Annotated in this window: 16 protein-coding genes; 9 read left to right on the top strand and 7 right to left on the bottom strand. The window is 72.1% G+C overall.

Features of this window, described 5'->3' with window-relative positions:
- Positions 1 to 150: 150 nt before the first annotated feature.
- Positions 151 to 702 carry a sigma-70 family RNA polymerase sigma factor gene (locus QRY02_RS04625; protein WP_285990243.1) on the bottom strand — a complete coding sequence of 184 codons (552 nt, stop codon included), beginning with the start codon at positions 700 to 702 and terminating at the stop codon, positions 151 to 153.
- Between the two features lie 46 nt (positions 703 to 748).
- Positions 749 to 1261: a PadR family transcriptional regulator gene (locus QRY02_RS04620; protein ID WP_285990242.1), complete on the bottom strand. Its 513-nt coding sequence runs from the start codon at positions 1259 to 1261 to the stop codon at positions 749 to 751.
- 91 nt (positions 1262 to 1352) lie between these two features.
- On the opposite strand from QRY02_RS04620, the gene QRY02_RS04615 reads away from it, so the two are divergent.
- Positions 1353 to 1913, top strand: coding sequence for a hypothetical protein (locus tag QRY02_RS04615; RefSeq protein WP_285990241.1), 561 nt, complete (start codon positions 1353 to 1355; stop codon positions 1911 to 1913).
- Positions 1910 to 3190, top strand: coding sequence for a carotenoid oxygenase family protein (locus tag QRY02_RS04610; RefSeq protein ID WP_285990240.1), 1281 nt, complete (start codon positions 1910 to 1912; stop codon positions 3188 to 3190). The genes QRY02_RS04615 and QRY02_RS04610 overlap by 4 nt, the downstream gene beginning before the upstream one ends.
- Before the next feature lie 4 nt (positions 3191 to 3194).
- Here QRY02_RS04610 and QRY02_RS04605 read toward each other — a convergent pair whose 3' ends face one another.
- Positions 3195 to 3935 (bottom strand): DUF427 domain-containing protein, encoded by a 741-nt coding sequence (locus QRY02_RS04605; protein WP_285990239.1) that lies wholly within the window; start codon positions 3933 to 3935, stop codon positions 3195 to 3197.
- 100 nt (positions 3936 to 4035) lie between these two features.
- Here QRY02_RS04605 and QRY02_RS04600 point away from each other — a divergent pair, with 100 nt between their 5' ends.
- Positions 4036 to 5235 carry an ROK family transcriptional regulator gene (locus QRY02_RS04600; RefSeq protein WP_285990238.1) on the top strand — a complete coding sequence of 400 codons (1200 nt, stop codon included), beginning with the start codon at positions 4036 to 4038 and terminating at the stop codon, positions 5233 to 5235.
- On the opposite strand, the gene QRY02_RS04595 is transcribed toward QRY02_RS04600, so the two are convergent.
- On the bottom strand, positions 5232 to 5693 hold the full coding sequence (locus QRY02_RS04595; protein WP_285990237.1) for a pyridoxamine 5'-phosphate oxidase family protein: 462 nt from the start codon (positions 5691 to 5693) through the stop codon (positions 5232 to 5234). The genes QRY02_RS04600 and QRY02_RS04595 overlap by 4 nt on opposite strands.
- On the opposite strand from QRY02_RS04595, the gene QRY02_RS04590 reads away from it, so the two are divergent.
- Together QRY02_RS04590 and QRY02_RS04585 are read left to right on the top strand one after the other, a co-directional pair.
- Complete coding sequence (locus QRY02_RS04590; RefSeq protein WP_285990236.1) at positions 5692 to 6168, top strand: MarR family winged helix-turn-helix transcriptional regulator; 477 nt, start codon at positions 5692 to 5694, stop codon at positions 6166 to 6168. The two genes, QRY02_RS04595 and QRY02_RS04590, sit on opposite strands and share 2 nt — an antisense overlap.
- Positions 6169 to 6219: 51 nt before the next feature.
- The gene (locus tag QRY02_RS04585; protein WP_285990235.1) at positions 6220 to 6543 is read left to right on the top strand and encodes a nuclear transport factor 2 family protein; all 324 of its coding nucleotides are present in this window, start codon (positions 6220 to 6222) and stop codon (positions 6541 to 6543) included.
- On the opposite strand, the gene QRY02_RS04580 is transcribed toward QRY02_RS04585, so the two are convergent.
- Positions 6540 to 7040, bottom strand: coding sequence for a PaaI family thioesterase (locus tag QRY02_RS04580; protein WP_285990234.1), 501 nt, complete (start codon positions 7038 to 7040; stop codon positions 6540 to 6542). The two genes, QRY02_RS04585 and QRY02_RS04580, sit on opposite strands and share 4 nt — an antisense overlap.
- A gap of 139 nt (positions 7041 to 7179) precedes the next feature.
- Here QRY02_RS04580 and QRY02_RS04575 point away from each other — a divergent pair, with 139 nt between their 5' ends.
- The 3 genes from QRY02_RS04575 to QRY02_RS04565 are packed head-to-tail and all read left to right on the top strand — an operon-like array spanning position 7180 to position 10676.
- On the top strand, positions 7180 to 7539 hold the full coding sequence (locus QRY02_RS04575; RefSeq protein WP_285990233.1) for an ArsR/SmtB family transcription factor: 360 nt from the start codon (positions 7180 to 7182) through the stop codon (positions 7537 to 7539).
- A gap of 9 nt (positions 7540 to 7548) precedes the next feature.
- A complete protein-coding gene (locus QRY02_RS04570) occupies positions 7549 to 8280 on the top strand; it encodes an HAD family hydrolase (RefSeq protein WP_285990232.1) in 732 nt (243 codons plus the stop codon).
- The gene (locus QRY02_RS04565; RefSeq protein ID WP_285990231.1) at positions 8277 to 10676 is read left to right on the top strand and encodes a glycoside hydrolase family 65 protein; all 2400 of its coding nucleotides are present in this window, start codon (positions 8277 to 8279) and stop codon (positions 10674 to 10676) included. The genes QRY02_RS04570 and QRY02_RS04565 overlap by 4 nt, the downstream gene beginning before the upstream one ends.
- Here QRY02_RS04565 and QRY02_RS04560 read toward each other — a convergent pair.
- Positions 10657 to 10839, bottom strand: a complete 183-nt coding sequence (locus QRY02_RS04560) for a hypothetical protein (protein WP_285990230.1) — start codon at positions 10837 to 10839, stop codon at positions 10657 to 10659. The genes QRY02_RS04565 and QRY02_RS04560 overlap by 20 nt on opposite strands.
- A 40-nt stretch (positions 10840 to 10879) precedes the next feature.
- Positions 10880 to 11821 carry a Ppx/GppA phosphatase family protein gene (locus QRY02_RS04555; RefSeq protein WP_285990229.1) on the bottom strand — a complete coding sequence of 314 codons (942 nt, stop codon included), beginning with the start codon at positions 11819 to 11821 and terminating at the stop codon, positions 10880 to 10882.
- Between the two features lie 238 nt (positions 11822 to 12059).
- On the opposite strand from QRY02_RS04555, the gene QRY02_RS04550 reads away from it, so the two are divergent.
- Complete coding sequence (locus tag QRY02_RS04550; RefSeq protein WP_285990228.1) at positions 12060 to 12659, top strand: class F sortase; 600 nt, start codon at positions 12060 to 12062, stop codon at positions 12657 to 12659.
- Positions 12660 to 12699: the final 40 nt, after the last annotated feature.

The following is a 12699-nucleotide window of genomic DNA, read 5'->3' as shown; positions in this document are numbered from 1 at the left end:
TGGGTGGTGGCGGGGTGCGCGCCACGCTAAGGACCCCTTCACACGCCGTCAACGCGGAGTAGCCGAGTTCGCCCATCTCTGTGACGAGATGACAGCGGAAGCCGCCGAATGTGTGCGCCGCCACAGCGCCGGACGGCCCAGCGGGCTGATTCAGCCGGCCCCGCGGGCGCGCCGGGCCCGGATCAGGTCCTCACGGGCGCGGGCGACGCGGGAGCGGACGGTGCCGACCGGGCAGCCGCAGACGTCGGCCGCTTCGGCGTAGGACAGCCCGAGCACCTGGGTCAGCACGAGCACCTCGCGCCGGTCCGGCTCCAGGCCGTCGAGCAGCAGCCGCAGTGCGACCAGGTCCTCGAAGCCGGCCGCGGGATCACGGGTGCGCTCGGCGGCGGCTTCCCAGTCGGTGTCGGCGATCTTGGGCCGCGCGCCGGCGGCCCGGATCTGGTCGACGACGACGCGGCGGGCGATCGACAGCAGCCACGTCCGCGAAGACGAGCGCCCCACGAAGCGGCGAAGGCTGCCGAAGGCGCGAAGGTAGGTCTCCTGCGTCAGGTCGTCGGCCGCGGCGGTGTCGGTGAGGTGGGCGAGGAAGCGCCAGACGTCGGCCTGGGTGGCGCGGACCCACGCCTCGAGCGCACGCCGGTCGCCGCGGCCGGCGGACAGGGCCAAAGCCGTGACACGGTCGTCGTCCTCACGGTGGGTCATGATCCGGAACATAGCAGTGACGGGGGCCAGCCTGAGCACCCCGCAGTCACTCGACCTGCTTCACCGCCCACTCCGCCCACTCGCGCTGCATGACCGAGAAGCGCTTGCCCCACTCCAGGACGAGCCGGCCGTACAGCGACTGGTTGTCCTCGCCCCAGTCGATCGTGGTTTCCAGCTCCTCGAGCCGCCGTTCGCGCTCCTGCCCCGACTCCCCCATCGCCGCGAGGTAGCCCCGCGCCCGGTCCGGGGCGACCGAGCCGAGGAAGTACACCCGCAGCAGGGCGGCACTGCGGGGCGGGCCGGTGGGTTCGACCTCGACCAGCCAGTGCCGCAGCTCCTCGAGCCCGGCTTCGGTGATCTCGTACTCCTTGCGCCCGCGCGGCCCCTCGGCGAGGACGTGGATCATGCTCGCGGCCTCCAGCTTGCCGAGTTCCCCGTAGAGCTGGCTCTGCGTCGCGGGCCAGACGTTGGCCATCGCCCGCTCGAACCGTTTCAGCAGGTCGTAGCCGCTTCCGGGCTCGTCGGCCAGCATCCCCAGCACCGCGTGTCGAAGGCTCATACCGCCATGATGACATTCCACTATTGACATGTCCAACCGACACGTTCTAACTTCGACCTGTCAGAATTGGAATGTCGGGGAAGGACCCGTCGTGAACTACCTGAAGAGCCTGCTGCCGTGGATCGCGTTCGCCGTGGTCGCCACCCAGTTCGACTGGCGCTGGTCGGGACTGACCGGCCTGGTGATCTCCGCCGCGCTGCTCCTGCTCGCCCGCCGCGACGGCCGCAAGGCGGACACGCTGATCATCGAATGGAGCGGGTTCGCCTTCTTCACCCTGCTCACCGCCGTCGCGTTCAGCTTCCCGGCGTCCCCGCTGAAGACCTACACCGGCGCGCTCACCGACGCCTGGCTGGCCCTCACCGCCTGGGGCTCGCTCGCCATCGGGAAGCCGTTCACCCTCGGCATCGCCCGCACGTCGACCCCGGAGGCGCTCTGGGACAACCCGCTGTTCAAGCGGGTCAACGTGATCATCACGCTGGTGTGGGCGGCGAGCTTCACCGTCGGCGGGATCGCGGGCATCGCCCTGCTGAACTTCGCGCCGCACGCCACCTTCGCGCTGATCGCGCTCAAGGTCCTCTGCTTCGCCGTCCCCGTCGCCTTCACCATCCGCTACCCGCGCATCGTGCGCGCCCGCGCCCGGGAAGCCGCGTGACCACCTCCGCTTTCCACCTCACCGGCGCCTACGCGCCCGTCCACGACGAGCTGACCGCGTTCGACCTCCCGGTGACCGGCGCCCTGCCGCCCGAGCTGACCGGCTGGTACCTGCGCAACGGCCCGAACCCGCGCGAGGACAGCAAGCACTGGTTCACCGGTGACGGCATGGTCCACGGCGTCCGCCTGGAACGCGGCCGCGCCGCCTGGTACCGCAACCGCTGGGTGCGGACCGAGAGCTTCGCCGACCCGGACCTGAAGCTGTACAACGAAGACGGCACGCGGAACCTGCACAGCAGCGTCGCGAACACGCACGTGGTGAACCACGCCGGCCGCACGCTCGCGCTCGTCGAGTCGTCGCTGCCGTACGAGATCACGACGGACCTCGAAACCGTGGGCGTGTACGACTTCGGCGGCGAACTGGCCGACGCGATGACCGCGCACCCGAAGATCTGCCCGGTGACCGGAGAGCTGCACTTCTTCGGGTACGGCAGCATCACCGCCCCGCACGTGGGCTACTACCGCGCCGACGCCGCCGGGAAGCTCGTCGTCAAGCAGCCGATCGACGTGCCCGGGCTGACGATGATGCACGACTTCGCGCTCACCGGGGAGCACGTCGTGTTCTACGACCTGCCGGTGGTGTTCGACCGGGCGTCGGTCGGCCGGGGCATGCCCTACCGCTGGGACCCCGGCTACGGCGCCCGGCTCGGTGTGCTGCGCCGCGACCGGCCCGAAGCCGGCGTCCGCTGGCTGGAGATCGAGCCCGGCTACGTCTTCCACACCCTCAACGCGTTCGACACGCCCGATGGCCGGATCGTCGTGCACGTCATGCGCTACGACCACCAGTGGTGGGCCGGCCACGAGGACCCGCCGGCGATGCTCTGGCGCTGGACGATCGACCTCGCGGCCGGCACGGTGACCGAGGACCGGCTCGACGACCGGCCGGGCGAGTTCCCCCGCATCGACGACCGGCTCACCGGGTCCGACGCGCGCTTCGGGCACGTCACCGGCCACGACGTCCTGCGCCGTCACGACCTGCACACGGACACGGCCACCGAGCACGTCTTCGCCCCCGGCCGCGTTCCCGGCGAAGCGGTGTTCGTCCCCGCCGAGCAGGGCGAAGGCTGGCTGCTCACCTACGTCCACGACGCGGCGGAGGACCGCAGCGACCTCGTCGTGCTCGACGCCGGGAACCTCGCCGCGGCGCCCGTGGCGACCGTTCACCTCCCGCAGCGGGTGCCCGCGGGCTTCCACGGGAACTGGCTGCCGGACGCGTGAGGGGTCAGGCGAACTTCGTCTTCGGGCGGTCCTGCCGGACGCCGTCGACGTAGACGTCCACCTTCTCGTCGAGGAACGCGACCAGCCCGGCGGCGCGGGTGCTCTCGGGCAGCGGCGTCGGGTAGCTCCAGGCGAGGTCCTCGTGCCCGGCGACGTCGAAGTGCTCGGCGGCGCCCTTGTACGGGCAGTGCGTCACGACGTCGATCTTCTCCAGGAGGTCCATCCGGACGTCCACGCGGGGCAGGTAGTAGCGCGTCGGCAGGCCGGTCTCGAACAGCAGGTGCGGCCGCACCGAGTCGGCGACGGTGACGCCGTCGACCTCGACCCGGACGTGCCGCGAGCTGGGGAGGATGTCCACCCGGACCCCAGGGTCGCGCGGGTGCGTGAAGATCTGCTCGTCCTCTTCGAACCAGTCGAACGCGCCGAACTCGAAGCGGACGTGGCCGCGGAGCTCTTCGATCGGGGAATCCGGGTACTCCAGCGCGCCGTCCACCGCCTCGGCTCCGGCACCCTTTATCGTCGACAGAACAGCTTCTCCGCGGCTCGGCGAGTGCGCCGTCCGGCCGGAGGGGGTGAGAACACCGCTCACGACGTCCGCGCGCGGGATGTAGTACGTGGGGTAGTACGGAACTTCCCACACCAGGAGGGGGTGCACCGTGTCCGCGACGACCTGCCCGCCGAGGAACACCCGTACCCGCTTCGCGCCTTGTGCCACGCGGACGCGGCCGCGTACCGGAGTGCTCATACCGCGGTCAACCGGCCCCGCAGCGGGCGTATTCCGGCGGCCGCCGGGGCGGGGCGGCTAGCGTGGCAGGCAGCACGAAGACGACAGGAGGCGGGCACGGGTGGCCGGCGTAGAAATCCCCACGGTCGGTACCCCCGCCGGGATGCGCAAGATCAACCAGCGGGCGGTGCTGGACCTGCTGCGCCGCGGCGGGCCGGCGACCCGGCCGCAGGTGGCGAAGGACACCGGGCTGTCGAAGCCGACGGTCAGCCAGGCGCTGCTGGCGCTGGAGGCGGCCGGGCTGGCCCGGCCGACCGGGCAGACGTCCACCGGCACCGGCCGCTCGGCCGTGCTGTACGAAGCCGACCCCACCGCGGGGTACGTGCTGGGGGTCGACATCGGCCGCGAGCACCTGCGGGTCGCGGTGTCGGACCTCGGCCGGACGCTCGTGGCGCGCCGCGACGAGCGCAACACGGCCCGTTCCGGCGCGGCGCTGGTGACGGCGGTCGGGAAGATCGCGGCCGCGGCGGTCGCGGAGGCCGGCCTTGCGGCGGGCGACATCGTTGTCCGCGTGGTCGGCTCCCCCGGTGTCGCCGATCCGGAGAAGCGGTGTTTCCGGCACGCGCCGAACCTGCCGGGCTGGGGCCGCGCGGGGCTGATCGACGACCTCGAAGCGGCACTGGGCCCGGACCTGATGGTGGAGAACGACGCGAACCTCACCGCGGTCGGCGAGTGGGAGAGCGGCGCCGCGCGCGGGGCGTCGGTGTTCGGCTGCATCACGATCGGCACCGGCGTCGGCATGGGCCTGATGGTCGACGGCCGGGTGTTCCGCGGCGCGACCGGCGCGGCGGGCGAGATCGGCTACCTCCCGTACGGCCGCACGCGCGCGGCCGACGAGCCCGGCACCCCGCCCGCGCGCGGGCACCTCGAAGAGGCGACGGCGGCCCAGTCCGTCGTCCAGGGCGCCCGCGAACTCGGGCTGGGCACGGCGAAATCGGCCCGGGAGGTCTTCCGCCTGGCCCGCGAAGGCGACGAGCTGGCCCGGCAGGCACTGGCGGCGGAAGCCGACCGCCTGGCGTACACGGTGGCCTCGGTGGCGGCGGTGATCGACCCGGAGCTGATCGTCCTGGGCGGCGGCATGGGCACGGCGGCGGACCTGCTGCTCGAGCCGATCGACCGCGCCCTGCGCGCGTTCACGCCACTGGTGCCCAAGGTGGTCCAGGGCGAGCTGGGCGAGGACGCGGTGCTGACCGGCGCGATCAGCGTGGGCCTGCGAGCGGCCGAAGGGCTGGTGTTCGACCGCCGGGTGGGTGCCGCCTAAGCCGCCCGCCAGGCTTCGCCGCCGGCCGACACCCGCCAGGGTGTCAAGCGCAGCACCGTGATCTTCGGGTCGCGGTGGTCTTCGCCGCCGAGGATCTTCGGGTCGTAGCCGAGCGGCTCCGGTGTCGACGCGAACAGGTCCCAGAGGTCCTTGCGCGTCTTCTCGTCGTCGGCGAACTCCGCGCGGCACTCCGCCACCGCCACCTCGTGCTGCGGGTCCCAGTACGAGCACGACACGTACGGCGACGCCGCCAGGTGAGCCAGCTTCAACGGCGTCGGCCGGGTGAACAGCCATCCCGTCAGACCGTCCGGGGTGTGCTCCCAGACGGGGTGGACGACCCGGGAGCGCGGTCTCCCCCGCCGATCGACGGTCACCAAGGTGCACCAGACGATCCGGTGCGCCACGCGCACGAACGCTTCGGCCAGTTCCGCCGGTACCCTGCTAGATTCCACAACCATGGTTGTGCATCCTAACACCCTCGACCTGTCGTTGACGGCCCTCTTCGCGGGCTGGGCGATGACCGACGAGGTCCAGCGGCGGCTCGCCGGCCAGGGCTTCGGCGACCTGCGCTTCAACGACGGCGTCGTGATCCAGCACGTCCTGGCCGCGCCGCTGTCCATCACCGCGCTGGCCGAGCGGATGGGCATCACCCAGCAGGCCGCGTCGAAGGCGGTCGCGGACCTCGAACGCCGGGGGCTGCTCCGCCGCGACCCCGACCCGGCCGACGCGCGCACGAAACTGCTGCACCTGACCGACCACGCGCTGGCCGCCGTCGAAGCGACCCGGGTGCTGCGGCGGGAACTCCAGGAGGAACTGGTCGCGGAGTACGGCACCGAACGCGTCGACGACGCACGGGCGCTGCTGGCGGCGATCATCGGCCGCCTCGGTGACGGTGACGCGATCCGCGCCCGCCGCGTCCGGCCGCCACGCTGATTACCTCCGGCGTAATCGACACCGCCGCCCGGAAGTCCGACGATCGGCCGCATGAGCGAAACCGCGAAGAACCGCATGATCGTCGTCGGCTGCCTCGAGAACCTCTTCGTGCACAAGGACTTCGACGCGGCGAAGGCCGCGCTGCACCCCGAGTTCGTCACCCACAGCCCCGGCCTGCCCTCCGGCCGCGAGGCGTTCGCCGACGCCGTGAAGAACTCCCCGCTGGCGGGCGCGACCGCGGTGATCGAGCACGTCGTCGCGGAGAACGACCTCGTCATGGTGCACCTGCACGTGGCAGGCACGGCCATCGTCGACATCCTGCGCCTCGAGGACGGCCTGCTCGTCGAGCACTGGGACGTCAAGCAGCCGGTCTAGCGCGTGATGGCACAGGTCCCCGACGCCGTCGCCAGCAGCTTCCCCTCGGCGTCGCGGATCTCCCCCTCCGCGAAGGCGATGCGCGACCCTTCCTTCACCACGCGGCCCGTCGCCCGGATCTCGCCGCGGCCCGCGTGGATCGCGCGCAGGTAGCTCACCTTCAGCTCGACCGACGCGTAGCCGACGCCGGCCGGCAGCGTCGTGTGGACCGCGCAACCGACCACCGAATCCAGCATCGTCGCCGCCACGCCGCCGTGGACCATGCCGATCGGGTTGTACAGCGACTCGTCCGGTTCGGCGACCGCGACGACCTCGCCGTGGCCGATGTGCTCCCAGCGCAGCCCGAAGTGCGCGGCGATCGGCGGGCCGGGGACGCGCCCCTCGGCGACGGCGGTCAGGTAGTCGAACCCGGACATGGTGGCGCCGAGACGAGCCGTCTCCAGCGGGTCCTGCCACGTGATGGTCTTCGAACGGACCTGTGCGGCGACGTCGGTCATCCCGGCTCCTCGACTGTGACACCCGAAAATTATGACAACTGTCTTAACGCCAGCGTCGCCCCCGGGACGGCGAGCGTCAAGCGCGGCGTGACCCAGACCACCGGTGGTCCGCCCGCACCACGGGTGGAATCATCCGGGGGTGAGCACCGACCGCAAGCTGATCGACCCGGAACGCGTCGCGGCGGCGGTCGACGGGCTCGGCGACCGCGCCGTCATCGACGAATGGGCCCGCCGCTTCTCCGTGGTCGCCGACCCGTCCCGGCTGGCGCTGCTGGTCTCGATCCACTACGCCCGCGAGATCAGCGTCACCGACCTCGCCGTGGCCACCGGCATGACCGACACCGCGGTGTCGCAGGCCCTGCGGCTGCTCAGGGCCCACGGCCTGGTCACCCCGCAGCGCACCGGCCGGGTGGTGCGCTACCGGCTCGCGGACGCGACCGTGCACGAGCTCATCCACCGCGTTCGCCCACATCCCGCGGACGACAGCCAGGACCGGTAGCGTGCGGGCATGACGGGATTGCCCGAGACCATCACCGCCTGCCTGTTCGACCTCGACGGAGTATTGACCGGCACGGCGGTCCTCCACCGCGAGGCCTGGAAGCGGACGTTCGACGAATTCCTCCGCGCCCGCGACGGCGCCGGGTTCGCGGAGTTCACCGACCACGACTACGCGGCCTTTGTGGACGGCCGCCCGCGCGCCGACGGCGTGCGGGAGTTCCTGCGGTCACGGGGGATCGTGCTGCCCGAGGGCGAACCGGACGACCCGGTGGACGCCCCGACCGTCAACGGCGTGGGCAACCGCAAGAACGAGCTGGTCCTCAAGATCATCGACGAGCGCGGCGTCAACCCGTACCCGGGTTCGGTGCGCTACCTCGAAGCGGCCAAGGCCGCCGGGCTGCGGATCGCCGTCGTGACGTCGTCCGCGAACGGCGCCAAGGTCCTCGACGGCGCCGACCTCAGCAAGTACGTCGAGGCACGCATCGACGGCATCGTGATCCGCGAACAGCACCTGCGCGGCAAGCCCGCGCCGGACTCGTTCCTGGCCGGCGCCGCGGCGCTCGGCGTCGAGCCCGCGCACGCCGCCGTCTTCGAAGACGCCCAGTCCGGCGTCCAGGCCGGGAAGGCCGGCGGCTTCGGGTACGTGGTGGGCGTGAACCGCGCGGACCAAGCCGAAGAACTGCGGGCCCACGGGGCCGACATCGTCGTCGACGACCTCGCCGACCTCCTGGAGGACCGATGACCGAACCGCACGGCTACGAGTGCTCGCCGTGGGAACTGCGGTGGCGCGGCATGGACGTCGACGCCCTGCAGCGCACCGAATCGGCGTTCGCGGTGTCCAACGGTCACATCGGGCTGCGCGGCACCCTCGAGGAGGCCGAGCCGCGCGGGCTGCCCGGGACGTACCTCAACGGGTTCTACGAGCAGCACGAACTCCCCTACGCCGAGGCCGGCTACGGCTACCCCGAAGAGGGCCAGACCGTCGTCAACGTGACCGACGGCAAGATCATCCGGCTGCTCGTCGAGGACGAACCGCTCGACATGCGCTACGGCGCCGCCACCGCGCACGACCGGGTCCTCGACTTCCGCAAGGGGACGCTCAGCCGGACCACCGAGTGGTCGTCGCCGACCGGGCGCCGGGTCCGCGTGCGCACCGAGCGGCTCGTGTCGTTCACCCAGCGCGCGATCGCCGCGATCCGGTACGAGGTCGAGCCGCTCGACGAGGACCTGCAGCTGGTCGTCCAGTCGGACCTGCTGGCCAACGAGCCGATCGAGTCCGACACGAGTGACCCGCGGGTGGCCGCCGCGCTGGAATCGCCGCTGGTCGGCGAGTTCCACCGCGCGTCGGACTACAACGCCGTGCTGGTGCACCGGACCCGCCGCTCCGGGTTGCGGATGGCCGCGGCGATGGACCACAAGATCGAGGTGGACGACGGGATCCGCGCCCGCATCCACGCCGAGGAGGACCTGGCGCGGCTGACCGTCGCCGTCGACGTGCCCCGAGGCGGCCGGCTGCGGATCACCAAGTTCCTCGCCTACGGCTGGTCCGCACAGCGGTCGGTGCCCGCGCTGCGGTCGCAGGTCGAGGCGGCGCTGGCCGGCGCCCGCCAGACGGGCTGGAAGGGCCTGCTCACCGAGCAGCGCGAGTTCCTCGAAGACTACTGGACCACGTCGGACATCGAGATCGAGGGCGATCCCGAACTGCAGCAGGCCGTCCGCTTCGCCCTGTTCCACATCCTCCAGGCCGGGGCCCGCGGCGAGAGCCGCGCGATCGCCGGCAAGGGCCTGACCGGGCCGGGCTACGACGGGCACGCCTTCTGGGACACCGAATCCTTCGTCCTGCCGGTGCTCACCTACACCATCCCGGACGCGGCCCGCGACGCCCTCCGCTGGCGTCACTCCACAATGGACAAAGCGCGGGAACGCGCGCACCAGCTGGGGTTGCGCGGCGCGGCGTTCCCGTGGCGGTCCATCAACGGCGCCGAGTGCTCGGCGTACTGGCCGGCGGGCACGGCGGCCTTCCACGTCAGCGCGGACATCGCCGACGCCGTCCTGCGCTACCTCAACGCGACCGGCGACGAGCAGTTCGAGCGCGACTACGGCACCGAGCTGCTGCTGGAAACCGCGCGGCTGTGGGCGTCGCTGGGCCACCACGACCGGCACGGCACGTTCCGCATCGACGGCGTCACCGGGCCGGACGAGTACTCGGCGGTGGCGGACAACAACGTCTACACGAACCTGATGGCGCGGCGGAACCTGCAGGCGGCGGCGCAGTCGTGCGAGCGGCACCCCGACGTGGCGGCGCGGTTCGGCGTCGACACCGTCGAGCTCGACTCCTGGCGCGCGGCCGCGGCGGCGATGTACCTGCCCTACGACGAAGAACTCGGCGTGCACCCGCAGTCGGAGGGGTTCCTCGACCACGACGAGTGGGACTACGAGGGCACCGACCAGGCGCACTACCCGCTGCTGCTGCACTTCCCGTACTTCGACCTGTACCGCAAGCAGGTCGTCAAGCAGGCGGACCTGGTGCTGGCGCTGCACCTGTGCGGCGACTCGTTCAGCCCGGAAGAGAAGGCGCGCGACTTCGCCTACTACGAGGCGAGGACCGTGCGCGACTCCTCGCTCTCGGCGGGAACGCAGGCGGTGGTGGCGGCCGAGGTGGGACATCTGGAGCTGGCCTACGACTACCTCGCCGAAGCCGCGCTGACCGACCTGCACGACGTGCACAACAACGTGCGCAACGGCCTGCACATGGCGTCGCTGGCCGGCGCGTGGCAGGGCGCCGTGGCCGGGTTCGGCGGCCTGCGCGACCACGGCGGGACGCTCGCGTTCGCGCCGCGGCTGCCCCCGCAGCTGGGGCGGATCACCTTCCGCCTGATGTTCCGCGGCACCCGGTTCCAGGTCGAGATCGATCCCGACCAGGCCACCTACCACGTCGTCGCCGGCGCGCCCCTGGAGGTTCTGCACCACGGGGAGCGCATCACGGTCACCGTGGAGCCGCGGCGGTACGCCATCCCGAAGATCGACGCCGGCACGCCGCCGAAGCAGCCACCCGGCCGCGCCCCGATGCGGCGCGACTCGGAAGCGGTGCGTCAGTACGCGGAGCCGGCCAACCCCATCACCGAGGAAGGTCGCTAGCGGCTTCGCGTCCGGGTGGGGCCGGGACTTCCTCGGTCCCGCCCGGGTTCACGTCCGGGTCCGGCGCGGTCGGCACGTCGTGCGTCAGCTTGCCGGGGGTCGGGAGCTTCGGGAGCTCTTCGTCTTCGTCGTCGCGGCCGTGGAGGCGCTGCTGCTCGCTCATCTTTCCGGAATACCCGGTTTTCCCGGTCACGGCCAGCGGGTCAGGCCGCGCGCTTGCCCGCCGCCGCACGCGCCTTGTCCTGCAGGGTGAGCAGCAGGCCGTCGCGGGTCGACCAGGGGCAGATCGTCACCTTGCCGCCGGCGACCGTCAGCAGCGCTTCCGCGACGATCGCGCCGGCCAGGGCCTGGTGGGCGCGGCTGCGGGAGATGCCGGGCAGTTCCGCCCGCCGCGACGGCGGCAGCGCGGCGAGCCGCGGGATCCACGCGCGGAGGTCGTCGAGCCGCAGCTCCTTGCACTTGCCCGGGCGGGCGCCGGCCAGCCGCGCGAGCTGCTGCAGCACCTTCGAGCAGCCGACGACCCGGGGATCGTCGACGTCGGCGGCACCGAGCGTGGTGGTCACGACGTCGAGGGCGTGCGTGCGCAGCGCCTTGACCTGCTTGTTCGACACGCGCTCGGACGGCAGCCAGTCCCGCGTCATCGAGCGGGCGCCCAGCGGCAGCGAGCGCGCGAAGGTGGCTTTCTCCCCGGAGCCGGCGGCCAGCTCGACCGTCCCGCCGCCGATGTCGAGCACGAGCATCGGCCCGGGCTCGGCGGCGTACCAGCGGCGGGCGGCCACGTAGGTCAGTTCGGCCTCGCAGGGGCCGGAGAGGAACCGCAGTTCGACACCGGTTTCGCCGGCGACGTGCCGGACGACGTCCGCCGCGTTGGCGGCGTCGCGGATCGAGGACGTCGCGAGCGGGTAGACGTCGCTGACGCCGTGGCGGTAGGCCATGGTCATGCCCGCCGCTACGGCGGCCGTGACGGCGTCGATGCCGCGGTCGGAGAGGCGGCCACGGACGTCGAGCTCGCGGTCCAGACGCAGCCGCGTCTGGTGGTTGACCACCGGTTCGCGGGGTGAGCCGTCCACCGGCACCACCACGAGCCGGGCGCTGAACGAACCGACGTCCAGCACGCCCACCGCGGGCTCTGCTCCTTTTCGCACTGCTCGGCGCACCTCACTTCCGCCTGGTGAATATCCCCAGTTCGACGGCTCGAAACCAGCAATGATGTCCGATCTCACGTCCCCCTGCCGGGGATTTCCGCGAATGGGGCCCTCCGGGGGTGTGTTCCTGACGCGAAGGTCACAGTGAGATAACCCGTTCGAGTGAACCGCAGAGCAACCGGACACGATTCGGTAACGCCGACGGCGCCGCAGCGATTAATCGGACATCGGAACCGGCGTGGAGCAGGGGAAAGAGATGCAACGGCCCGAGCGGCTCGTGCGGCCGGCCGCTGTCGTGCTCGCGGTCGTGGCCGGGCTCGGGTGCGTCCTCCTCGGCGTGACGTCGGTGCTGGCGCCGGCGCCAGCGGCCGCCCCGGCCTCGGGCCGGCCCGAGGCCGCCGGAGCCCCGCCGGTGGCGTTGCTGATCCCGGACCTCGACCTGACCCTGAACCACGTGGTGGCCCTCGGCCACGTGGGCGGCCGCCGCGAGCAGCCGGGCACGGCATCGGGCGTGGGCTGGTTCGCCGACGGACCGGCGCCGGGAGCACCCGGAGTGGCGGTGTTGTCGGCGCACGCGAGCTTCGGCTACACCGCCGGCGCATTCGCCCGGCTGGGCAAGCTCCCCCCGGGAGCGGCGATCACGATCCGCGACGCGAGGGGCCGGGAGTCCCGGTTCACGGTCCGCAGGACGGCGGTGTTCCCGGCGAGCGAGCCGGACAGCACGCTGGCGGCACCGGAGGGCACCGGACCGCAGCTGAGGCTGATCACCAGCGACGGCACGTACGACAGCGCCGGCTTCAGCGGCACGCGGATCGCGGTCTACGCAAGCCCGGCTTAGCGGCGGCGGCCTTCCGGCAGCGGGTGCACCTCACCCCGAC

The sequence above is a fragment of the Amycolatopsis sp. DG1A-15b genome (assembly GCF_030285645.1).
In the GTDB taxonomy this organism is placed as follows: Bacteria; Actinomycetota; Actinomycetes; order Mycobacteriales; family Pseudonocardiaceae; genus Amycolatopsis.
This window is presented reverse-complemented; position numbering and strand designations above follow the sequence as displayed.

Bases quoted from the DNA above. Each gene is read 5' to 3' on its own strand.
- QRY02_RS04625 (WP_285990243.1), bottom strand. From the start codon at position 702: ATGACCCACCGTGAGGACGACGACCGTGTCACGGCTTTGGCCCTGTCC.
- QRY02_RS04620 (WP_285990242.1), bottom strand. From the start codon at position 1,261: ATGAGCCTTCGACACGCGGTGCTGGGGATGCTGGCCGACGAGCCCGGA.
- QRY02_RS04605 (WP_285990239.1), bottom strand. From the start codon at position 3,935: ATGAGCACTCCGGTACGCGGCCGCGTCCGCGTGGCACAAGGCGCGAAG.
- QRY02_RS04590 (WP_285990236.1), top strand. From the start codon at position 5,692: ATGGTTGTGCATCCTAACACCCTCGACCTGTCGTTGACGGCCCTCTTC.
- QRY02_RS04595 (WP_285990237.1), bottom strand. From the start codon at position 5,693: ATGGTTGTGGAATCTAGCAGGGTACCGGCGGAACTGGCCGAAGCGTTC.
- QRY02_RS04585 (WP_285990235.1), top strand. From the start codon at position 6,220: ATGAGCGAAACCGCGAAGAACCGCATGATCGTCGTCGGCTGCCTCGAG.
- QRY02_RS04580 (WP_285990234.1), bottom strand. From the start codon at position 7,040: ATGACCGACGTCGCCGCACAGGTCCGTTCGAAGACCATCACGTGGCAG.
- QRY02_RS04570 (WP_285990232.1), top strand. From the start codon at position 7,549: ATGACGGGATTGCCCGAGACCATCACCGCCTGCCTGTTCGACCTCGAC.
- QRY02_RS04565 (WP_285990231.1), top strand. From the start codon at position 8,277: ATGACCGAACCGCACGGCTACGAGTGCTCGCCGTGGGAACTGCGGTGG.
- QRY02_RS04560 (WP_285990230.1), bottom strand. From the start codon at position 10,839: ATGAGCGAGCAGCAGCGCCTCCACGGCCGCGACGACGAAGACGAAGAG.